Source organism: Weizmannia sp. FSL K6-0777 (assembly GCF_038593185.1).
GTDB classification, from domain to species: domain Bacteria; phylum Bacillota; class Bacilli; order Bacillales; family Bacillaceae_C; genus Weizmannia; species Weizmannia faecalis.
Map to the genome: position 1 here is coordinate 3266625 of NZ_CP151971.1, position 22382 is coordinate 3289006.

The window sequence follows — 22382 nt, forward strand, 5'->3', positions numbered from 1 at the left end:
TATGGCTAAGGAACGTTCACCTTTTTTGCCTGATAAACCGGATGCTTTTTTTCAGCCAGTCTACATAGCTTTCTTCCCGGGAGATCGCTTTTGTCAGGACAAGATAATGCCCTAACTCATCTGCTGCAAGTCCCATTTTCTCTTCTCTTTGCGCAAAAATAAGCTGGTAACGGGATTTCAGCTCCGATAATTTTTGCTCCCGCTGATCCAATTGGTCCTGGAAAAGCGGAAGAATTTTTTCTTCGGGAATGTATTGGATAAAATAAACTTTTAAAGCAAATGTATCTTTCTCCGTCTCGGGAATTTGTTCCGGGTGCATCAGCCACTGTGCCAGTTCCTTTTTTCCTTCTTCTGTCAGCTTGTACATCTTTCTTTCCAGTTTGACGCCCGATATTTCAATATATTGTTCGATCAGTTTTTCATCCAGCAGTTTTTTTAATTCGGTATAAATCTGGCTGTGTTTGGCACTCCAAAATTGGGAAATTTCCTTTGTAAACTCGGCCGTAATATCATAACCGCTCATATCTTGTTTTCTCAACAATCCCAGAATCGCGTGTTTAAGGACTCTTTTTGCCATCGGCTAACCTCCGTCACGATTTATTGACATTATTATAGCATAGGTATAAAATAAAACATGTAAATATTGACATGTTTAATATTGAATGATTTATTAAATACAGAAGGTTTATAATGAAAACATTAGAAGAATTTTTAGGCACCCATATGATCTATACGTATGAAAATGGCTGGGAATATGAATTTTATGTAAAAAATCAAAATACCGTTGATTATCGCATCCACAGCGGAATGGTTGGCGGCCGCTGGGTCCGCGGCCAAAAAGCAGATATCGTGAAGATCACGGATGGCGTTTTTAAAGTTTCCTGGACAGAACCGACAGGCACAGACGTTTCCCTGAACTTCATGCCGGATGACAAACGGATGCACGGAGTGATCTTTTTCCCGAAATGGGTACATGAACACCCGGAAATCACGGTCTGCTATCAAAATGACCATATTGATTTAATGGAAGAATCACGCGAAAAATACGAAACTTACCCGAAATATGTTGTTCCGGAATTTGCGGATATCACCTATATTAAGAATGAAGGCATCAACAACGAAAAAGTGATTTCAGAAGCGCCTTATGCAACGATGGCCGATGACATCCGCTCAGGAAAACTAAAATTTTCATAAGCGAAAAGCCCACAAAAACAAAAAAACGGCGAGACATCGTGTCTCACCGTTTTTTTGCAAATAAAAATAAACGATCACTTTTTCAGTGCCTTCACTTGATTTTCTTCTAACATATTGGCTGTAGAAGGTCAGAATCACGCAAATGTGATAGCCTCTTTATACAACAAGTTGTTATTCTGCTTCGCCGACAACAGAAAATCGTTCATTTTTATGGTGCGGATTTTCAATTTCATCCAGGATTGCAACCGCAAAATCTGCATAGCTGATGTAGCTTTCCCCTTTTGAGTTTAACGTCAGCACATCCCCGCCTTTTTTGTAGGATCCGGTTCGTTTGCCTGCCGGATCAAAGAACGCGGCCGGGCTTACAAAAGTCCATTGGATACCGGTGGAATGCTGCAGGTCTTCTAAATTTTGTGCCTGGCTTTTCGCAGTTGGCAGGAATGCAGCGGGAAAATCGGGTGTGTCCATGACCCGAACGGTTTCTGATTCATCCGCAAACAGGCTGCCGGCGCCTCCCACAACGACGAGGCGTGTGCCGGGCGCCCCTTTTAAAGCTTCAATTAAAACCCGGCCGGCTTCCACATGCTGGTGTTCCTTTCCTGGAGCAGCACCAAATGCATTGACGACCACATCATATTTTTGAAGATCTCCGGATTTGATATCGAAAATATTTTTTTCCACCACATCAACCCGTTTGTCTTGAATTTTCGCTGCATTCCGTACAATTGCCGTCACTTCGTGGCCCCTGTCAACCGCTTCTTTGAGAATAAGGCTGCCGGCTTCCCCGCTAGCGCCAATAATTCCAATTTTCATATGGCATTCCTCCTGTGATATGTAATCAACTTTATTACATGTAATTATTATAATTACAAGATGGCAGGCATGTCAATGATATTTATTTCCTTTAGGAGTTATACTATACTTGTAATTATATGAATTACATGAGGATGGTGACTGGAAATGTCGATCAGCAGTCGTTTTGCTGTTGGAATCCATATATTGGCATTGATTGAAATGAATAAAGATGGCGTGAGTTCTTCCGAGTTTTTAGCGGAGAGTGTGAATACAAATCCTGTTGTCATCCGGAAAATCATGGGGATGTTGAAAAAATCCGGCTTAATAGAAGTCCATCCGGGAAAAGCAGGGGCAAAGCTGGCAAAAGCGCTGTCCGATATTACACTCCTTGATGTTTATAAGGCCGTGAATGTCGTCCAGGATAAAGCGTTATTCAGCATTCACCGTAACTCGAACCCGAAATGCCCTGTGGGAAGAAATATTCAGAACACCATTGAACCGATATTTGAAGCATCCCAGATTGCAATGGAGAAAGTTTTGGAGCAAGTGACATTGGAAGACGTGGTAAAAGACATTGCTAAAAAAGAAAACACCATCTGTTAAAGTCCAAACAATTAAGCAGCTATTTCTCTATTGGAGAAAAAAGTTCTCTGTGAAAATTTTTGCTTTAGTATAAGGTTTAGAAAAATATATTATTTCTGTGACTATAGTCACAGAAATAATGAATATAATGAGATAATATTTATAGTATAAGAGAAGGAGGTGATAGATAATGAGTAAGGAAAATACACAAAATAGTAATGTGAAAAATTTGGAATTTAAGAGCTTGGTAGAAGAATCTCAAAAGTTGGCCAAAGTTAACGATCTTTGGTACTTTGTGAAATCAAAGGGGAACCGTTGGATAGTTGGAAGTGGACATTGATAAAAGTCACATATAGTAGACTTTGTCTCTTATACTTAACTAGCAAAAAATTTCTTTCTTAAATCATGAGTTTAGAAAGGGCCAGGGCTTTGCAGAAATCAAAGCCCTGAGCCATACTTGTTTTTAATTTTGATTCCTACACTTCACTGTCTAAATCAAAGAATAAGGAGGAAATCGTCCGATTGGATCCGAGATCGCTTTAAGCTAAATTCTCCAGTGTATCTTATGAATCTTTGTCACAAAAAGAAGAGATGACAATATAAAATTTAGATAAGTTTTTCGCGCCAAAATTAATCATGACCCGGATAGATATTGACTTCTGGCAATACATAGGCAATGGCAAAATTTAGTTCAAATTATATAACAAAAAAGTCATTCTCAAAACATGAAAGCACTAGTAACATAGTAAGACGAATAGTATCTTATTTTGAAGCTTTACTCTGCTATATAAAGCGAACTTAAGTTATTCGCGTCAAAATCAGTTATAGTCAGGACAGATGACATTGCTTCTGGCTACACATCATGAGTAGTAATGTTTAGTTCAAATTATATAGCGGGAATTTTATATACCGACTATCTTTGTTTTGTTAAAGCAAAGACAGTTATTTATATTTTCGATACTAAAAGTATACACACTTGTAACAATCCATATTGAAGAACGATTAAACTCAATTGATGGGATTCGTCATAAAGCTAAAAAACAATTCTGTATAATCATATTTTTATGCAGCTGTTTCCTTCTAAATAGGAATGAGGCTTTTTTACGATATTTGGAGTCTATGGCACGGGGGCTTATCAACAAATTTGATATTTTTACAACGGCTGTTTTTTGTTCGTGCAAAGACTAATTTAGGAAAACAATGATTAGTTTTTCTAAGCTTAACATGGTCAGTAATTTTTGACTATTAAAGGGGATGAATATTTAATGTATAATAAGACAGTAGCAATTAATTTAGATTCAAAATGTAATGCATCTTGTGATCATTGCTGCTTTTCTAGCTCACCAACTTCTGAAGTAAAAATGGAAAAAGACTATATAAGGAATTTAGTAAATGAATTTGCAAGAAGCAAAACAATAGAGGTAATTTCATTCACAGGCGGGGAAATCTTTTTAGATTATAAATTTTTAAAAGAATTAATGGAAATAATAAAGCCTTACAAAAAACAAATAACATTGATTTCTAACGGGTTTTGGGGAGGTAGCCAAAATAAAGTTGAGGAATATTTTAAAGACATGAACTCTTTAAATGTGGTAGCATTAACTATAAGTTATGATGAGTACCATGCTCCTTTTGTAAAATTATCCAGTGTCAAGAGAATATTTGAACACAGTAGGAAATATCCAGATATTGACGTTTCTCTAAATATGGCAGTCACCAAAGATAAGATGTCAAATCGTATTTTGGAGGAATTGGGTGACTCAATCTTAGGAATTAAGATTACAAAATTTCCATTGATCCCGGTTGGTGCTGCTAAAAATAGAATTAGCCAGGAAAATATACATAAATTTTATAATCTTGATGATGAAGATTCTCTGCAATGCCCTGGCTACGAAATTGTTTATCACCATGATGGAGAGATATATCCATGCTGTTCCCCTGCTATTTTCGAAACAAAAATAACTTTAAGAGAGGAATATAGTCAAACTTATGAAAGAACTGTAGAAAAATTGCAGTCTAACCTACTCCTGTTTATTATAAGAAAAGAAGGATTTAAATGGTTTTTAAATATTTTAAAAGAGAATAAAAAAATAGAGGAATTTGGTATTCCCTATGAGTTTTCTTCTATTTGCAGTTTGTGTGTTTCATTATTTAATTCCGAAGACAAAATAAATTATTTTCATAATTTTATGGAAGATTACTACTACGCAAACTATGGAAATAAAGATCATGAAACCGCTAAAATTTGAAGATGAAGACTATGAAATTTTCGTGCAAAAACATGTTTTTATAAAAGACAAAAAAAGTGGGGAATATTATAAAAACAGGCTAGACTCTCTTACTGAGAAGCAATTAACACGCTTGAAGACTTATAAAGAAAAAGTACCAACAAAATTATTTTACGCCTTTTTATGCGTTATAGCTATATTATTTGTATTTAATTATACTCATTTAATGAAATTGCAACATGAATTATCCCCTCTAATTTATGGTTGGAAAATGTGGATAGTTATAGGCGGTTATTTCATAGTAAATATATTTTTTCATGAACTGGGACATATCTTGTCTTTGAAATTCTTTGGGAAAAAGTTTGATAAATTTGGATTTAAACTGAATTTTTACGTTTTCCCTGCATTTTATGTTCAAATGAATGAGACTTACATGCTTTCTAGGAATGAAAAGATTATTGTTCATGCAAGCGGTTTGTTTATCAATTATCTTTTTGTTAATATTGTTGAGACCGTGAATCAACTTACTTTTTCTTTTGAACCTTTAACAAAAGCATATATGTTTTTCTCAAGCACTTTATTGTGGAATTTAGTCCCCGTATTGAATTCTGATGGTTACAAAATTGTTCTAGCCTTTCTTGATTTAGACGAATATAATAGTATTAAAAAAAACCATTGGCTTGTACTTACTATTCAAATTATTGGGGTATGCATTGCAGCAAACACCATTGTACATTGGATATTGTATTTTGCAAACTAGTGATAAAGAGATAAACAAAAAAATTTATTGTGTTTATAAAAGCAATCATTAATAATGAAAAGAAGAAATAATCATCCCATTTTGTTTAAAAAGTTATTTGTTTAAAAGGAGCTCGTGTATGAACATTTCAAACTACACTTTAAGAGTAAAAGGTAAGACGTTACTTAAGAACACGAACCTACATTTCTCAAATGGAAGAATCAGTCACATCTTAGGAAAAAACGGAGTTGGAAAATCTCAACTTGCCAAGGACTTTCTATTAAACAATAGTGGACGGATTGGAAAAGATATTAGTCAGAACATTTCTCTAATATCCAGTTCATCTAATATACCTAATGATGTTTCCAAGGACTTTTTAATAAACTTTTTAAATAATAAATTTGATTCCAAACTGATAAGTAAAATTGCTGTCTTACTGAACCTTGAAAATATTGACGGAAAAGTTCTAATTAAAAATCTTAGCGATGGTCAAAAGCAAAAACTAAAATTACTTAGCTTTTTGTTAGAAGATAAAAAAATTATCGTTTTAGATGAAATAACAAATGCCTTAGACAAAAAAACAGTAATGGAAATACATCGTTTTCTGAATGAATACATTCACGAAAATCCGGAAAAAATTATTATAAATATTACACATAACTTATCAGATTTGAAAGCCATTACAGGAGATTATTACTTATTCAATAATCAATCAATTCAAAAATATGATTCTATAGATAAGTTGATCGAAGTATATATAAATGAGTAAGTATATTGTGGGAGGGCAACGATGAAACTGGAGTTTAAAAAAAGTATTAATAACAAGGTTTTAATTATACTGGGATCTATGTTTCTGTTTGTTTTTTTACTCGGGTATTTTCTACCGATTGGAATAGACAGGGTTAGCAAAGTTACATATCATATATTCTTCTTTAGCTCCTATACAGTTGCTACAGAGTTTGGTTTTATGTTGTTTTCATTCGTTATAGCTTTCTTTATCAACAGGGAGTATACTAATAAAAATATTTTATTTTATAAGTTAATAGGGGAAAATATTTTTACCTTCTTTTATAAAAAAGTGGCGGTTTTGTTCATAGAATGTTTTGTGTTTATATTGCTCGGCTTATTTTTGATATCAATAATATATCACAACTTTTCACATTTTACTTTGTTGCTATTTTTATTTTCAGCTGTTGTTTTTCAATATATCGTCATTATTGGAACGTTTAGTATATTAAGCCCAAATATATTGATTAGTATTGGCATAAGTATTGTTTATTGGATAACGTCCGTTATTTTAGTAGCCATAAGTACGAAAATTTTTGGATTTATCGCTCCCTTTGAAGCAGGTAACACGATGTACGCACGAATAGATAAGGTGCTTCAAAGGGATAGTATGACACTTGATACCAAGGATATCTGGTCTATTGTGATATATTTAGCCTCTATTGTTATTATAAATATTATTATCCTAAGTCTTTCTAAAAAAAGATGGATTAAATTAGGAATCTAATAACCTATAGGAACTCGGCTAATATATTGTTCAACCATCAACGCAAAATTACTTTTTAACTAATAGGATGGAGATTAGCCACAATAAATTGGGATATTGTCTAAATTAATTTGAGGCTGCACCTCCTGGTACTATGAACGTATCAATTAAAGGAGGTGCTTTTCTTTGCCAAAACAAAAACTAACCATTGTCCCCGTAACATTACAAACTGAAAATGAAAATACTCCTGGAATAACCCCGCCCGTGCTGTCCTCGAAGCCTGCTTGCACGATCAAAACGGCAATCGCAGAGATTTCCATCTTCAACGACGTAGATAAGCACACCATTCAAACGGTCATGAAGGATTTGAAAAATCTATGAGATAGGACAACACAAGCATGAAAAACATTCATATAAACTTCTGGAAAACAGATATGCGGAAAGGTATTGATGGACTATATAAAATGAACTTAAGTTTTTTACATCAAGCCCGGGCGCCATTTGCATAAGGGTTACTTTGTACAGCAAGCAACAGAGCCGTGATATTTTATTCATTTTATATAGCAACGCTGATTCAATTAACCAACACCAAAAGGTGTATTCTAAATTTGCATATTTTTATCCCGCTTTGTCATTCGCTATGGTATACTAACGTTAACTTATATGCGAAAATTGGTGACTTTTATGGTTAATGCCTCTCCCAATAACGAGAAAATAATTTGACTTCTCGAGGAACAACTGACTTATTTAAATCAACAAAACAAAGATTTATCAAAAAAGCTTGATCAGTCGAATAAACAGATTGGAGCGTTAACCGAACAAATTCGCCAATTAACAAAACTTTTATATGGATCTAAAACAGAGAAATAAAAATACAATGTGCCCGATGGGCAAGCTTCCTTATTTGAGGATGGCCCTTCTTTTAATGATCCTGAGCATACAGAAGGACAAAGCCAACAGACGATTTTTTAAACTGTTGTACGGAAAGCAAAAAATAAAAAAAGAAACGAATCCTTGTGTGATGACATAGAAGTAGAGGTCATTCATTCTCACCCGGAAAGTAGGATTCGTAACCGTTGTCAGAAAAAATGTTCGAAATCGGCAGCACTCTCGTACGTGAAGAGGTAGAGTTCAATACTGGGATGACTTATTCTAACTCGAAAGGCAATTCAAGCATTTGCCTCCGAGTAAACGAAGAAAAAATCGCCACTCGAGGCCAATTGTCGAAAAGTTTCTGGACGGGTGGAAAAATCGTCATTTTAACGAAAGAGCGCACTTACAAAGGCAGCAGAATACATGCTCAATAGAGTGAATGGACTAAAAGCGTTTTTGAATGATGGACGAATTGAAATAGATAATAATCTAGCTGAAAACGCCATCCGTCCGAATGTCATTGGCCGAAAAAATTGGCTGTTATCCGTATGCGAGGCCGGTGCAAAAGTAAACGTCATCTGTTTAAGTATCGCAGAAACGGCGAAAACAAATGGGATAGTTTCTATTGGTACCTTGTGAAACTACTAACGGAACTACCGAATTTAGAAATTCATAGAAATCCGGAAATTTTAAACCAATATTGTCTTGGTCAAAACGATCCAGGCAGTGGAAAATATCCGTTGATTTGCAAAAAAATCCATGATAAGCGGCTATTTGTGATGCGTACCGAAAAGGTCCGCTTATTTTTATATAAGTAGGGCTTCCTGAAAGAATCATTTATAAAAATTTAATCAGAAAGCTCTACTTCAATATTTGTCAATCGGAGAGATATTTGCAAGGACAGGCTAATTTTCTCTTCTTCCTCCATTAAAATGGCTTCCGAGTCCAGAGTTTTAAACCATTGCTTTTAAAATTTCGTTAAAGCTCTGTCAGAATCATTATCCTACTGTTCTTGACTTGTTGAAATGAAAACCGTGGATATATCCATGAGCTGTGGAGCAACGCCATTTGAAGGCAAGCAGCGGAAGCCACGCACCTTCAAAAATTGAGTCCGTAAGCAATATCCTACTTTCGCAAAACAATCACAGTTAGTGTCTCGAAAAGTCAAAAAAGTAATTGCAAATAGCTTGAGTTAAGGATTCAATACTATGCCGTTTGCTCAATTTAAATAGTGAAAAAGTGAATATTTTACCATTCTCTATGAAAGTTCACAATAATGTAAAGGACAAGATTCGCAGTGTATGTAATTCCTTAAAAAGGTTATATTTTTGACGATAATACAATGATCCACACTATCATATGAAATAATTCCGTCTTTTTTTAACTGGTTCATATTTCTTGAAATAAATTCACGTGTTGTTCCACAAATCTGGCTTAGTTCTTCATGAGAAAGTTTTAATAAAATTTTATATCCATGTTCTTTTGGAACACTACATGTATTTACTAAACGAATTAATGTTGAATACAGTGTTCCCTTTTTCCCAAATAAAGTAAAGTCTCTTATTATAAGATTCTTTTTGTTTACCTGATTGTAAATGTATTCCTCCCATTTTTCTTTTAACATCTTGTTATCGCCTATCGCCTTACTGAAAGTTTCTTTAACTAGTTTTACCAAACGGCAATCTGTTTTTGCTAATGCAAAGTATTGGTAATTGATACTTTCATAGTCGGATATATCTAGCAAAAAGAAATGGCCAGGGTTCATGATTTTTATGATTAGTTCCTTCCCCTGACATGATAACTGTTTAACAAACATATAGCCATCTATCAGAGCATATATAAAAGATTGCTTTTCCGTATCCATATTGATGATCTGTCCTTTTTCATAGAAACAGGAACGCCCTTTTTTTGAAATAAAATTGAATATTTCTTCGTTTATAATTTTGTTTGTATACATAATACAGACCTCCGTTTCATCGTTTATTATACTTTTTATTTATTCCCTATTTAGGGCAACCTGAACGAATCGGATTTTGGCAATTTATCCGATCCTCCCAGCAAGCCGGTTTTAATGTTTACCACCAATAGAAGAGATATTTGCAAAAGGGGGGATTCTGTCCTCTTCTAACCATCGAAATAGCTTTCAATCGCATTTTTTTCTGTATTTTCTTTAAAACTCTTGCGTTAAAGTTCTGCAAAATCTTAAGAATCCTTGCCAATTCTGAGAATCTCGCTTATTCATCAACCTCTATTTATATTGGCTCTAAAAGTCCTTGTCTGGTGGTTTTTACAATGGTCATCAGCCAACCATAAACCTGAGAGGCTCAAACAGCAATATTCCCGAGCAGCCCAAAAATTCCTCTACTAATGATTATAAAAGATAAAGAATGGAGATGAAAGCAATTACAATAAATTGTTTAAAAATTTTATTTTTCCGGACTGTAATCGCTATGCTGCTTCATCAAGTTGTTCAAAGTTTGTGACAGTTTAGCCTGCTTCAGCTCGCGGGATGCTTACCGTTGCTTGCGTGCAGTCAAAGTGGCTGACAAGGTCATCCCCCGACTGCATTTCTTCAATGGCTTTCTTTGCTTCAATTAACGGGAACGGGCAAAGTTGGCCCATGACTCCCAATACTTTTTCCATCTTGCATTCCTCCCTACGCTATGGGGACGGCCTTTTCACCGCGGTTTTTTGGCGCTTTATTTGCGGACGGATAAACATGAAATAGGAAGCCGTCCATGCGCCAAATATCATAAACAGCAGTGCCAACCAGCCCTGCCATGTCATCATTTCCGTTTTGACGAGGCCGTTGCCGATCGAACAGCCACCTGCGACACTGGCGCCGAATTCCATCAAAGATCCCGCCAAGGAAACTGCGGATACCTGTCTTTGCGTCCGGCATTCTAAAACGAAATTCGCGGCTTGCTTTTGCGGCGATAAAAGAATCGAGAAAAATGCCAAGCACGAGAAAACGCCCCAGTTCTTCAAACGTTTGGTCGCCCGTTACAAGGAACGGTTACCACTATCGGCAGCTCGTGAAAGCGAGAACTTTCCGTCTTTCTTACTATTGTTTTGTTTCTTTTGCTATTTGTTTGACTATAATGGCTAGTCGGGCAATGGCGTCTTCAATGTCGGATAAAGGTGCATAAGCATAGGAAATTCGCAAGTACTGTATTGCATCGCGATCATACAGATTTCCCGGATTAAGTAATATCCCTTCTTTTAATGCTTTTTCAAAAAGTTCGCGAATCGATAAAGATGGAGTGAGATGGACCCAGACATAGAATCCCCCCTTTGGAAAATTCCACGTAGCGATATCGGTAAAGTGTTTCTCGAGTGACCGAACCGTTGCGTTACGACGAATTTTTAACTGTTCCCTAATATAACACATATGTTCATCATATAAGCCACTAGAAAACCATTCGGCAGCTGCCCATTGAGATAATGAACTTGAACCATAATCTGTTTGCATTTTTATATCTGCAAGTCGTTCGATTACAGCTTCCGGCCCCACAATCCACCCAATTCTTAACCCTGGACTTATTGTTTTTGACATACTTCCTAGGTACAAAACCATTCCATTCTTATCCTCTTTCTTTAAAGGATTTGGGGGTGGAGAATCGATCCATAAATCACGATAAACATCATCCTCGATAATAGGAAGACTCTCCTGTTCACATATCGCCATCAGTTGCTTTCGTTTTTCTTCCGTCAACAGTACCCCTGCTGGATTATGGAAGGAGGGGATCGTGTATAACAAGGAAGCATTATATTGTTTTTTATACTTTTTGATTAATGACGTTTGAAGACCAGTCTCATCCATTGGCACTCCATATAATCTCATACCAGCAGATTGAAATACTTGAACAGAATACAGGTAAGAGGGTTTTTCAAGTAAAATATTTGACCCCCTATTTAATAGACCAATGGAAATCAGTTGTAATGCTTGAAGCGCTCCTGAGACAATTAATATCGATGCGGGAGAGGCATTAATCCCTATCTTTTTTAAGTGTTCCGTTAGTTGCTGTCTTAAAAACAAGTCGCCTTTTGGCTCTTCGTATCCTAATGAGGCCATTCTATTAGGAAGTCTCTGGAATACATCTTGCATTTTTTTATACGGTAATAGTTCCGGTGAAAGTTCTCCGGTTCCTAAACGAATGATATTTGGCCTGAATTCTGCTTCATTAATATCTTGAATTGCAGGTAAATTGGGTTGATAACTCCCTGCCTTCACATACGAGTTCCAGTCGGGAGGATGGTTGGATACTAACAGATTCCATGTATTATTTATCACTTTTGTCCCACCCCCGGTTTTTCCTTCGATTAAACCAAGGGCAGTTAATTCATCCAATGCTGTTACGACGGTACTACGATTCACCCCAAATGTCTCGGCTAGTACCCTCTGTGAAGGTATTTTTGTACCGACAGTCCATTCTCCGTTTATAATCTTATCTTTTATGTACTTTTCAATCTGCTTATATAAAGCGACTGAAGACGACCTATTCGGTTTCCACTCTAAATGTTGCATGTCTTTTTCTCCCATCCATTTTATATTTTCATTATAAAATTTGGTTGGTTTAATATCCATCAAATTTGGATGGATACATATGGGGGATTCTCCTCTAAAATAGTCATAGGTTAATCAATCATAAGGAGTTACCCTTTGAATTTTCTTTTTGAAAGGAGGGAGAAGATGTTAGAAGCATTTTTACATGGATTTGTTTTAGCCTTTGGTCTCATTTTACCTTTAGGTCCACAAAATGTTTTTGTCTTTAACCAAGGTGCTTTGCAATCAAATCTTATAAAAGCTCTACCAGTAGTAATCACAGCAGCAGTTTGTGACACAATCTTAATTACTTTGGCCATTCTAGGTGTTTCAGTTATTGTTTTATCATTTTCATGGCTTCAAACCATTGTTTATGGGATTGGGTTTTTATTTTTAATTTACATGGGATGGTCGATTTGGAAATCTGCTCCTTCAAAGGACGAACAAGTAGAAAGTAAGATGTCAGCAAAAAAACAAATGACTTTTGCAATTTCTGTTTCCTTATTAAATCCTCATGCCATATTGGACACAATTGGGGTGATCGGTTCTAATTCAATAAGCTATACTGGTTTAGATAAACTTGTTTTTACAATAGCCTGTATAGGTGTGTCCTGGATATGGTTTTTTAGTTTAGCTGTAGCAGGTAGCGTGTTAGGTAGGGTAGACACAACCGGTAAATGGATGATTCGGTTGAACAAATTGTCTGCACTTATAATTTGGCTAGTTGCTATCTTCATTGGGAAAGAGCTAATCATCTCGCTATTTAAATAAAGAATATAAAATGAACTGAAGTTTTTACATTGACAAGTTCATCCATTTGCATGATGATTTTTTGCAGCCGGCAACAAAGTAGCAATGTTTAGTTCATTTTACAAAGGAGCATTAAAATGGAGGTTACCCTCAAACCTTATGTGTCCTATTAAGCATACGGCTTTTGAACAAATATTATTTTGCGGAGGAAGGCAGCAGTATCCGCATATTGGTTTTATGACCAACCAGAACTTGAAAAGTCAGAGGCCGTCTCGTGATCAACATTGGCAAAAAGACGGCCTCTGATTATAACGGTGGAGTAAAAGACGTTGTTAACAATGGATTCTTTGCTCCACTTCCAAAGTCGCTCCCGTTGCAATACGTACATTTGTTGTGTAACCTTTATTAAGAAAATTAATTGTTGTTGCTAATGTTGACGTTGGCGAAATAGGATTTCCATATGAATCATGTTGGACTACGCTAACAGCAGTTGGAGCAACTTCTGAACGAACATTGTCAGTGTTGGTTTCGTTAGTAACTGTTTGGTCTGAAGTCGTGTCATCCTAATGTAAAGGTGTCATCTGTTAAAGCTTGATCAGTTGAAGAACGTTTGATCTTTAGTTGTTGGATCAGTATCGGTATTTCCAATTCCGCTAGCTTTTGCAATTCTTCTTTTCTCCCTTCTTATCTTAGTTCATCCGCATACGTTTCATCGTGCCGCCCTCCCGTTTCAATACCATTCGCCTTATTCTTTTTCCAGCTCCTCCTTTATTTCAAGGATCTTTTTTTCAGAAAAGCCAGTTGCTTTTTTGATAAAATCGAGGGGTATCCCAAGTTTAATAAGGTTTCGGGTAATTTCAATTTTTTCTTCTTGTCTCCCTTCTTCTCTTCCTTCTTTTCTTGCTTCTTGCTTTAGTTCATCCTCATACGTTATCATCGTGCCACCCTCCCATTTCAAAGCCATCAGCCCTTATTCCTTTTCCAACTTCTCCTTTATTTCAAGGACCTTTTTTTCGGAAAGGCCTGTTGCTTTTTTGATAAAATCGAGGGATGACCCTAGTTTAATGAGGTTTCGGGTAATTTCAATTTTTTCTTCTTGTCTTCCTTCTCGTTTACCTTCTTCTCTTCCTTCTTCTCTTCCTTCTTTTCTTGCTTCTTGTTTTAGTTCATCTTCATACGTTATCATCGTGCCGCCCTCCCATTTCAAAGCCATCAGCCCTTATTCCTTTTCCAGCTTCTCCTTTATTTCAAGGACCTTTTTTTCGGAAAGGCCTGTTGCTTTTTTGATAAAATCGAGTGGTATCCCAAGTTTAATAAGGTTTCGGGTAATTTCAATTTTTTCTTCTTGTCTTCCTTCTCGTTTACCTTCTTCTCTTCCTTCTTCTCTTCCTTCTTTTCTTGCTTCTTGTTTTAGTTCATCTTCATACGTTATCATCGTGCCGCCCTCCCAATTTTTGATTTCCTGGTTAAACTCCTGTTGGTATTGACTTTCGAGTTTTATCATGTGGTCCATGAAAATGAAAAGTGTCAGTAAATCCTTTTTATCGAGCTGCAAGCGATCTTTCATAACAGCTAAAACCCGGAGCAGCTGCTTTTTCAATTCTAATTTGGTTGGCTGTGCAGCTGTTTTTCCATACAGGGCTTTTTTTGTCGCAAGGATTACAAAAGCAAATGGATTAGTCGATTGCAACAATTCATTTTCATCTTGTTCCGCTATTTTATACACATTGTATTCATAATTCAATTTTGTCCCGAAAAAGTTGTATTCATAACGGGGTGGGGTATACGTTTCGGAGTAATCTTCGGTGTAAATCACAAGCGCAAATATCTTTTTATCATACGCATCAAAAATCCGGTAGAAGTATTGAAACATTCTTTCTGCAAAACCAGTATCTTTCCACCCCTGCACTTCGATATGGACAAGTATCCACTGTTCGCTACCATTTTTCAAATACACTTTAAAAAGCCCGTCTGCTTCCCGGTCACGGCTTTTGCCGTCCGGATTCAGCTTTTGGAACTCCTTATCCAGGTCGTCAGGTGGCTTGTCCCAATCAATCATCTCATACAAGCCTGGTGAAAAAAACGCAACAAAATCTTCAAACAGCGAATGAATGACCCGCTTCCAATGACGGTCATATTCATTGCGCCCAGTCCGCTTATCCATCCCATTCCCCCTTTTCAAGTATTAAAACTATTCCGTTTTTATTATACAACATTTTTGAAATGAAGGGAACACCAATTCGACAAAAATGATGATTTCAAAATTTTTCGTCTTTTGATCCAAAACGTAGATGGGTGTGAAAACGCGACTATATTTCAGATGTCTCCGCTGATTTCCGTGAAAATAGACGTTACCCATGGAAAACGCCGCAGATTTTATAAACCAGCCTTCTTGAGACCCACTACAAGCCTGTCGAGCATCGGTAGCCAAGCTTTCTCCTTGCTCAAATTTCATCGGCGAGCGCCAAGCAGCCATGCACGGCGCACCGAAAAACAGGCTGCCCCTTGTGAGACAGCCTGCGTTAGAAATCAAGATTTATTTTTTCCGGACTGTGATCGTCCATGCTGCTTCATCAAGTTGTTCAAAGTTTGTGACAGTGTGGCCTGCTTCAGCTGCCCAGCGCGGGATACTTTCCGTTGCTTGCGTGCAGTCAAAATGGATGACAAGGTCATCTCCCGGCTGAATTTCTTCAATGGCTTTTTTTGCTTCGATTAACGGGAATGGGCAAACCTGGCCCATGACTTCCAATACTTTTTCCATCTTCCATTCCTCCTTATGCAGTGGTGACAGCCGTTTTCGCCGCGGTTTTTTGGCGCTTTGTTTGCGGGCGGACAAACATGAAATAGGAAGCCGTCCATGCGCCAAATATCATAAACAGCAGTGCAAACCAGCCCTGCCATGTCATCATTGCCGTTTTGACGAGGCCGTTGCCGATCGAACAGCCGCCTGCGACACTGGCGCCGAATCCCATCAAAATACCGCCAAAGAAACTGCGGATACCCGTTTTTGCATCCGGCATTCTAAAACGAAATTCGCGGCTCGCTTTTGCGGCGATAAAAGAACCGAGAAAAATGCCGAGCACGAGAAAAACGCCCCAGTTTACAAATGTTTGGTCACCCGTTACAAGGAACTGCAGAAGATTGGCAGTCGGCGTTGTAATCCCGAGGCCATCCATTCTTCCGGTTGCTTCGCTTAAAGGCCACGCTAAAATCGCAATAAGTCCGATAAGTACTGCTGTAAAAAACGGGTGCCAGCGTTTTTCAAACAAAAGATGCGCAAGCCCTTTGCGTTTTGCCTTCATCGCCGGAACCGCCACTTTCGGCTTCCGCATTTCCCTGATTAAAATGGTCAGTACAATCAGGGAAAAGACTGCGATAATGATCCAAATGTTAATCCCCAGTGTATCTGCAATCGCGTTTTTCGGAAGCTGTACGGACTGAAGGGAAGTGGTTACCGGTAAAAGCACGCCGGATTTCATCACGGCACTCATGACCATGTAGCCAAAGAGCGCGATCCAGCTGCCCAAAAGCCCTTCGCCGGCACGGTACCATGTCCCGGTTGCGCAGCCGCCGGCCATGACAATCCCTATCCCGAAAATATATGAACCAATGATAGCAGCAACCCACGGGAATGTGCCTGCAGCATATTTGATCATGCCAAGCTGAATAAGTGCGTAAACTCCGATGCTTTGAACGGCGATCGCAATTAACAGCGCGTAAAACATGCGATTGTCTTTTGCAATATACATATCACGGAAGCCGCCCGTCAGGCAAAACCTGCCCCTTTGCATCACAAAGCCGAGCAATGCCCCGCAAATTAACCCTGTTAAAAGCATAAAACTCCCCCTTTAATCCTCACTAAATTTATGGGATTAATTATAGTAATATTCCGCCCCATTTTCAAGTGTTATACATCAAAAAAGGGCAGCACAAATTTTCCCAGCCCAGGTTTGCTTTTACGGCGTTTACAAAAAGCCCCCTCAAAGTACGCCTCCATATTTTGCGGGTTCCGGTATTGGACCAGCAGCAAAGCCCCTGCTTATTGCCGTTTGCTGCTCTCATATTTGCCGGAAGCGGATCATAAAGTACTTTTTATAAGGAGTGATGCGAAGATGGAGCAAAAATTGCCGGATTTTACATCCACCCGTTTTCTGAAACAGCATATTCTGGATACGATAAACTTTTATGCACCGCGCTGTATAGACAAAGTGTCCGGCGGATATATCAACTGCTTTCTTGATGACGGCACAGTATGCGATTATGAAACGAGACAACTTGTAGGCCAGGCAAGGTTTGTGTTTATTTTCAGTGTGGCGGCGTTGCTGGAGCCCGGCCAAGCGTACCGGGAACTGGCGGAACACGGCATTTCGTTCTTGCAACGTCACCAGCGCGACCACAAACACGGCGGGTATTATTGGGAATTAAAGGGCCAGTCTGTATCCCATTCAGTGAAAAGAGCATATGGTCATGCCTTTGTTTTGTTAGCCGCAGCGATGGCAGCGAAAGCAGGCATATCATCTGCTTTTCCGATGATTGCGGAGACATTTGAAGTATTGGAACGCCATTTTTGGAGGGAAAATGAGGGGCTGTATGTTGATGAAATCTCAGCCGACTGGTCAGAAGTATCCCCTTACCGCGGACAGAATGCCAATATGCATCTGTGCGAAGCGATGATGACAGCATATGAAGCAACCGGCAACAAGCGATATCTTGAAAGAGCAGAACGCATTGCCGAGTCGGTCATGTTTCGTCTACTTCCCCAATCAGGAGGACTGATTTGGGAGCACTATCATGAAGATTGGACAATCGATTGGACGTACAATTACGGCATTACGAAAAGTGAGCTTCGGCCTTATGGCTTTATTTTCGGCCATTCGATTGAATGGAGCAAGCTGTTGCTGTTATTAGATCGGCTTGCTCCCGGCAATTGGCGGAAACCGTTGGCACAATCTTTATTCCAATCCGCTATTCACTTAGGCTTGGACCGGAAAAATGGAGGCATTTTTTTCAGCATGGCTCCAGGCGGGCGTATGATCGATTGTGATAAATATTACTGGGTCATGGCTGAAGCGATCGGTGCATCATCCCTGCTGGCCGCATCTGACCGCAATGCCTTGCAACTGTATCGTGATCTGTTTACCTATTGCTGGACCTATTTTGTTGATCAACAAAGAGGCGGCTGGTATCAACTGCTTAATCCGTGCAACCGCCGTTACAGCAATATAAAAAGCCCGCCGCCCAAAACAGATTACCATCCTGTAACGAATTGCCTCATCGCGCTTACGTCTTTTTCCCCATCCGGACTTACCGAATAGGGTTTGGGCACTGGTTCTGCATGTAAAAAAGCTACAGCGTAGCAAAACGGAGGTTAACCCATTTGGCAGCAGGTTTTTTAGGATACGGACAAAAACAAACCCCGGTTATGAAGCGACAAAACCTCCGCCGTTCACATGAATGGTCTGGCCTGTGATATAAGAGCCGTCGCTTGAAGCAAGCAACACATAGACAGGAGCCAGTTCATAAGGCTGGCCTGCGCGTTTCATTGGTACGTTATTTCCAAACGTTTTTACCATATCTGGTGAAAAGGATGCAGGAATAAGCGGTGTCCAGATTGGGCCTGGGGCAACAGCATTCACCCTGATCCCCTGGTCAACGATGTTATTGGCAAGCGCGCGCGTAAAGCTGACGATTGCCCCCTTCGTAGCTGTATAATCAATCAAATCTTTCCGGCCGGTATAGACATTAATCGACGCAGTATTAATAATGCTGCTTCCTTCAGTCATATAAGGAAGTGCGGCCTTTGTCATGTAAAAAAACGGATGCAAATTTGTATCAAACGTCGTATGCCACTGTTCGTCGCTAATATCCAAAAACCGGTTTTGAACAAATTGAACCGCTAAATTATTGACAAGAACATCTATTTTTCCGAATGTTTCAAGGGTGCAGGCAATGACATACTGACAGTGGTTTTTGTTGCGCAAATCCCCTGGAATCAAAAGGCAACGCTGCCCCAAATGCTCAATAGCCTGCTTCGTTTCTCTGGCGTCTTCATGTTCATCAAAATAAGCAATGACAATATCTGCTCCTTCTTTTGCAAAAGCCACTGCTACAGCCCTGCCAATTCCGCTGTCACCCCCACTAATGATCGCAACCTTGTTGTTCAGTTTTCCTGTTCCAATATAATGGGGATTGTCATAAACAGGACGGGGAATCATCAAATATTCAAATCCCGGCTGCCTCGTCTGGTGCTGGGGCGGAAATGTGTTCGAGACTTCTTCACACTTGATTTCTGATCCATAATAAGAAGATTTTGAATCCATGATTACACCTCTTTATCCATTTTCCTTAATGTATTCAGGCGAAAAAATAACGTTAATGCTCTATGCTCGGAACGGCAGAATGGATGGCCCCGATCCGCCGGTATGCGGGAGCTGGGCAAACATGGCCGTGTGGGGGATATAGCACGGTTATATTTCTTAATGGGCAGCTAAAAAATTCTTTTAAAGGGTATAATCAATCATAATGGCACCTTATTGAAGGAGGAATATTATGGAAAATATGACCGTTTACGCCAAAAATGCAACCGATCCATCCCAAATTCAGTTGATCGAGCATGAATTGAAAAAGATGGACGGGATTGAGCGCGTATTGTCTGATACAAATGACGGAGAGATCAAAATTGAATTTAACCCCGGACAATTGACGCAAAGAGAAATCATCACAAAAATGCAGGAACTGAACGTTCATCTGATCCTGGAAGAATAGGGTAATGCCTGGCAGAGTGCAGTAAGGAAAAACCCAATTTGCCTGTATGGATTCAGGTAAATTGGGTTTCGTTTTGACGAACTAGAGATGTTTTTCATGCAGATAATGATTTACCAATTCTTCTATTAAATCATGCTGGGGATAGTCACCATTAAATTCGAATCGGATTTCTTCAATAAATTTTTCTCCATGATAAACATGAATGGCACCGGTTTGGCTGACCACACTGAACTCCGGTTCAAAGGTATACCCATTATGCTTGATTGCACCCATCCTGTATCGTTTCCTTTCCACCATCATTTTTGGTTTTACCTATAGGATGCTGGAAATTACAAAATGCATGCATCGTAATCATATGGGCTAATGTTCTTCCCTTGTTTCCCTTTTTTCTTCAGTCCCTGATCCTTTCTTTTGAAAATATGTAAAAAAATTCGTTACTCGTAAATCGCTGATCATTTATCAACAAAAATATTTAAGGCTGAATAGGTTTAGAATTCCACAACATTTCAACAGGACGTTCATTATTGAAAATATTTCTAAATTTTACTATCCTCGTAAATTTTTTGATCCCACATTTCGCACGTCTTAAATATAGTTCATTCTAATTTTTGAATGAACTATATTTAAATGGCTTGGTGGGATGATATCTTCTTATTTTTGAGGAATTTTCGATAAAATTCTTTTCAATTCGACATTCTTTTCATGAATTCCTCCTATTGTGTGTTATTCTCCTTTGTTTTCGACATTTTTTGACACGTATATTGATACATCATACCCGCATAATTCAATGATTTTTTTGGCTTGTGAATCAATATTATCGGGTAAGAGCCTTATTTTTTGTTGATTTTGATTTATAAGGATCACGGTAATATCTTCTAATTGCTCTAACAATGCTTGGCCTGTGGGTTGATAGAGTTTCCTTTTTCCTTTCAAGATTAGAGATAGGTTCTTTTCTTTCAGTTCTTTTCTAACTCGATATTCTAAAATTCCATAGATTAATAAAGCCATCACATACACAATACCTAAGGCCTCAACCCTTTCCGGGGTTTTTAAGTAAATGGCATCAATCATTTGTGAATCTTTGATTAATCGGAAACGGGTCTCAGCGGCCGACTGTCCTTTATAAACCCTCAAAACTTCTTGATTGGATAGTGTCTCCTCATCTAATTTATTTGTGATTAAAACAAAAGTGCTGAGCATTTTTTTCTTATTTTCGATAAAATCATGATCTTTTTCAAACGATTCCAGTTGTATTTGATAGATTTGTTCTTGTTTTGTCTGTTCGTCCTTTTTAGGTCTTCCTCTCTTTTTTCGTTTGATAGGTTGATCACTCATCTGGACGTTTAGTTTATAACAGAAATATGAAGCCTTTTGTTTTTTCTTAAAAGATTGAATTGCTTCTAGTGCGTCCTCTTTACAATGAAAGATAACTTTACTCAGTTTTTCTATCTCTTTTTTTAATTGTATTTCTTCCTTTTCGATCGCCCGATTTAGGGTTTTCTCTTTTCGTTGATCTAAATTGTTTGAGTGGACAACAAGAAACCGGTAAGGAAGGTTTTGAATTTGTCTTTCAAAAGCTTGAATTTGGTAAATAGCTGCGTCTTTTTTATTGCTAAGTGAGCCTACCCTTTCCCAGTTATTGAGCAACCATGCCTCTTTCTTTAGTTCTGTGCTTAAACCGAATGTATCAGGTAAACGGGAAATAAACGATAAATTTTGTTGTTGAATTTCCGCTAGATTTTCCGTTGTGATTAATGCAGAATCGGCTTGATAAATGAGATTTTTCCAATCTTCATGGGAAAGGATTTTTCTCATCTTTTGAATGAATTCCACATTCCAAGATTTATCCGAAGTATTCCCATTTTCTACTTTTGCAAGGATAGGAATTCGTTCAGGTGTGACCCCCATCCCCAGAACGATTTGTTTTAAGTCAGGCCTATGGGCCTTACTATACCCGTACGTAATTTGCAGTCCATCTTCCTTCGGTTGCTTATATTCTCCGTAAACAGAAATTGAGGTTGTATCGTTATGCAGTACACCAATAGGAAGATTCAATTTTTTTAGTGCTTTTAATGCAATGGTGGAATAGACTTTCCATGCTTCGGCTTCATACAAGTAATCTAATGCTCTTCCTAATGCATCATCATTTAATTGATCGGGTGAAACCGATGTATCGAAAAGCATCTCAGAATCTAGGTTTTGATAGAATTCATGAACCTTATAAAGGGGCTTGCCACTGCATAAAATGTTTAAGACAAGGGCTTTAATCCTTGTTCCGGGTGAGACATGACAACGGACAGAATCCCATTTGACTAAATCATTAATGGTCTTTTCGAGTTCTATTTCATCACACAGTTTAGATAAAAGTTGAGACGGCCCCACATGTAAGGTTAAAATTTGATCTGACATAAAAATTTC

At 38.1% G+C, this 22382-nt stretch carries 24 protein-coding genes and 2 pseudogenes; 12 read left to right on the top strand and 14 right to left on the bottom strand.

What is annotated here, in order from left to right; genetic code table 11:
• Positions 1 to 16 precede the first annotated feature (16 nt).
• A complete protein-coding gene (locus NST70_RS15620; RefSeq protein WP_014096860.1) occupies positions 17 to 577 on the bottom strand; it encodes a PadR family transcriptional regulator in 561 nt (186 codons plus the stop codon).
• Positions 578 to 690: 113 nt separating this feature from the next.
• Between NST70_RS15620 and NST70_RS15625 the strand changes: the two genes are divergently transcribed.
• Positions 691 to 1194, top strand: a complete 504-nt coding sequence (locus tag NST70_RS15625; RefSeq protein ID WP_017550974.1) for a phenolic acid decarboxylase — start codon at positions 691 to 693, stop codon at positions 1192 to 1194.
• A 171-nt stretch (positions 1195 to 1365) separates the two neighbouring features.
• Here NST70_RS15625 and NST70_RS15630 read toward each other — a convergent pair whose 3' ends face one another.
• Positions 1366 to 2007: an NAD(P)-dependent oxidoreductase gene (locus tag NST70_RS15630; RefSeq protein WP_029142963.1), complete on the bottom strand. Its 642-nt coding sequence runs from the start codon at positions 2005 to 2007 to the stop codon at positions 1366 to 1368.
• A gap of 147 nt (positions 2008 to 2154) precedes the next feature.
• On the opposite strand from NST70_RS15630, the gene NST70_RS15635 reads away from it, so the two are divergent.
• The 8 genes from NST70_RS15635 to NST70_RS15670 all read left to right on the top strand — a co-directional run bounded on the left by NST70_RS15635 (position 2155) and on the right by NST70_RS15670 (position 8542).
• Entirely contained in the window at positions 2155 to 2592 is a 438-nt protein-coding gene (locus NST70_RS15635) for an Rrf2 family transcriptional regulator (RefSeq protein ID WP_029142964.1), read from the top strand.
• 169 nt (positions 2593 to 2761) lie between these two features.
• The gene (locus NST70_RS15640) at positions 2762 to 2911 is read left to right on the top strand and encodes an epipeptide YydF family RiPP (protein WP_029142965.1); all 150 of its coding nucleotides are present in this window, start codon (positions 2762 to 2764) and stop codon (positions 2909 to 2911) included.
• A 925-nt stretch (positions 2912 to 3836) separates the two neighbouring features.
• Positions 3837 to 4820 carry a YydG family radical SAM peptide epimerase gene (locus tag NST70_RS15645; RefSeq protein ID WP_029142966.1) on the top strand — a complete coding sequence of 328 codons (984 nt, stop codon included), beginning with the start codon at positions 3837 to 3839 and terminating at the stop codon, positions 4818 to 4820.
• A complete protein-coding gene (locus tag NST70_RS15650) occupies positions 4801 to 5559 on the top strand; it encodes a hypothetical protein (RefSeq protein WP_035181029.1) in 759 nt (252 codons plus the stop codon). Before NST70_RS15645 ends, NST70_RS15650 begins: the two co-directional genes overlap by 20 nt.
• A gap of 118 nt (positions 5560 to 5677) precedes the next feature.
• Positions 5678 to 6307, top strand: a complete 630-nt coding sequence (locus NST70_RS15655) for an ATP-binding cassette domain-containing protein (protein WP_029142978.1) — start codon at positions 5678 to 5680, stop codon at positions 6305 to 6307.
• Positions 6308 to 6328: 21 nt separating this feature from the next.
• Complete coding sequence (locus NST70_RS15660; RefSeq protein WP_029142979.1) at positions 6329 to 7051, top strand: peptide ABC transporter permease; 723 nt, start codon at positions 6329 to 6331, stop codon at positions 7049 to 7051.
• 165 nt (positions 7052 to 7216) lie between these two features.
• The gene (locus NST70_RS15665) at positions 7217 to 7411 is read left to right on the top strand and encodes a hypothetical protein (RefSeq protein WP_029142980.1); all 195 of its coding nucleotides are present in this window, start codon (positions 7217 to 7219) and stop codon (positions 7409 to 7411) included.
• Between the two features lie 915 nt (positions 7412 to 8326).
• Positions 8327 to 8542: a transposase gene (locus NST70_RS15670; RefSeq protein WP_029142982.1), complete on the top strand. Its 216-nt coding sequence runs from the start codon at positions 8327 to 8329 to the stop codon at positions 8540 to 8542.
• A 619-nt stretch (positions 8543 to 9161) separates the two neighbouring features.
• Here the strand turns inward: NST70_RS15670 and NST70_RS15675 are convergent.
• From NST70_RS15675 to NST70_RS15690, 4 genes and pseudogenes are all read right to left on the bottom strand, one after another.
• On the bottom strand, positions 9162 to 9860 hold the full coding sequence (locus tag NST70_RS15675) for a Crp/Fnr family transcriptional regulator (RefSeq protein ID WP_029142983.1): 699 nt from the start codon (positions 9858 to 9860) through the stop codon (positions 9162 to 9164).
• 533 nt (positions 9861 to 10393) lie between these two features.
• Positions 10394 to 10546, bottom strand: a pseudogene (locus NST70_RS15680) (sulfurtransferase TusA family protein); the annotation flags it as partial.
• 18 nt (positions 10547 to 10564) lie between these two features.
• Positions 10565 to 10916, bottom strand: a pseudogene (locus NST70_RS15685) (YeeE/YedE thiosulfate transporter family protein); the annotation flags it as partial.
• Positions 10917 to 10967: 51 nt separating this feature from the next.
• Positions 10968 to 12431: a PLP-dependent aminotransferase family protein gene (locus NST70_RS15690; RefSeq protein ID WP_029142985.1), complete on the bottom strand. Its 1464-nt coding sequence runs from the start codon at positions 12429 to 12431 to the stop codon at positions 10968 to 10970.
• 165 nt (positions 12432 to 12596) lie between these two features.
• Between NST70_RS15690 and NST70_RS15695 the strand changes: the two genes are divergently transcribed.
• The gene (locus tag NST70_RS15695; RefSeq protein ID WP_026684643.1) at positions 12597 to 13220 is read left to right on the top strand and encodes a LysE/ArgO family amino acid transporter; all 624 of its coding nucleotides are present in this window, start codon (positions 12597 to 12599) and stop codon (positions 13218 to 13220) included.
• Positions 13221 to 13944: 724 nt separating this feature from the next.
• Here the strand turns inward: NST70_RS15695 and NST70_RS15700 are convergent.
• The 5 genes from NST70_RS15700 to NST70_RS15720 all read right to left on the bottom strand — a co-directional run bounded on the left by NST70_RS15700 (position 13945) and on the right by NST70_RS15720 (position 17035).
• Positions 13945 to 14136, bottom strand: coding sequence for a hypothetical protein (locus NST70_RS15700; protein ID WP_234969536.1), 192 nt, complete (start codon positions 14134 to 14136; stop codon positions 13945 to 13947).
• A 33-nt stretch (positions 14137 to 14169) separates the two neighbouring features.
• A complete protein-coding gene (locus NST70_RS15705) occupies positions 14170 to 14385 on the bottom strand; it encodes a hypothetical protein (protein ID WP_237682111.1) in 216 nt (71 codons plus the stop codon).
• Positions 14386 to 14418: 33 nt separating this feature from the next.
• The gene (locus NST70_RS15710) at positions 14419 to 15363 is read right to left on the bottom strand and encodes an Rpn family recombination-promoting nuclease/putative transposase (RefSeq protein ID WP_328229339.1); all 945 of its coding nucleotides are present in this window, start codon (positions 15361 to 15363) and stop codon (positions 14419 to 14421) included.
• A gap of 372 nt (positions 15364 to 15735) precedes the next feature.
• Positions 15736 to 15960, bottom strand: coding sequence for a sulfurtransferase TusA family protein (locus tag NST70_RS15715; protein ID WP_014096852.1), 225 nt, complete (start codon positions 15958 to 15960; stop codon positions 15736 to 15738).
• A 13-nt stretch (positions 15961 to 15973) separates the two neighbouring features.
• The gene (locus NST70_RS15720; RefSeq protein ID WP_046721781.1) at positions 15974 to 17035 is read right to left on the bottom strand and encodes a YeeE/YedE family protein; all 1062 of its coding nucleotides are present in this window, start codon (positions 17033 to 17035) and stop codon (positions 15974 to 15976) included.
• 276 nt (positions 17036 to 17311) lie between these two features.
• On the opposite strand from NST70_RS15720, the gene NST70_RS15725 reads away from it, so the two are divergent.
• Positions 17312 to 18514, top strand: a complete 1203-nt coding sequence (locus NST70_RS15725; protein WP_014096849.1) for an AGE family epimerase/isomerase — start codon at positions 17312 to 17314, stop codon at positions 18512 to 18514.
• Positions 18515 to 18619: 105 nt separating this feature from the next.
• Here the strand turns inward: NST70_RS15725 and NST70_RS15730 are convergent, their stop codons facing one another.
• Positions 18620 to 19519, bottom strand: a complete 900-nt coding sequence (locus NST70_RS15730; RefSeq protein WP_061577785.1) for an SDR family oxidoreductase — start codon at positions 19517 to 19519, stop codon at positions 18620 to 18622.
• A 229-nt stretch (positions 19520 to 19748) separates the two neighbouring features.
• Here NST70_RS15730 and NST70_RS15735 point away from each other — a divergent pair, with 229 nt between their 5' ends.
• Entirely contained in the window at positions 19749 to 19964 is a 216-nt protein-coding gene (locus NST70_RS15735; protein WP_017551808.1) for a DNA-binding protein, read from the top strand.
• Positions 19965 to 20045: 81 nt separating this feature from the next.
• Here the strand turns inward: NST70_RS15735 and NST70_RS15740 are convergent, their stop codons facing one another.
• On the bottom strand, positions 20046 to 20237 hold the full coding sequence (locus NST70_RS15740; protein ID WP_017551807.1) for a YbxH family protein: 192 nt from the start codon (positions 20235 to 20237) through the stop codon (positions 20046 to 20048).
• Positions 20238 to 20687: 450 nt separating this feature from the next.
• The gene (locus tag NST70_RS15745) at positions 20688 to 22373 is read right to left on the bottom strand and encodes an IS1634 family transposase (protein ID WP_260832243.1); all 1686 of its coding nucleotides are present in this window, start codon (positions 22371 to 22373) and stop codon (positions 20688 to 20690) included.
• Positions 22374 to 22382 lie beyond the last annotated feature (9 nt).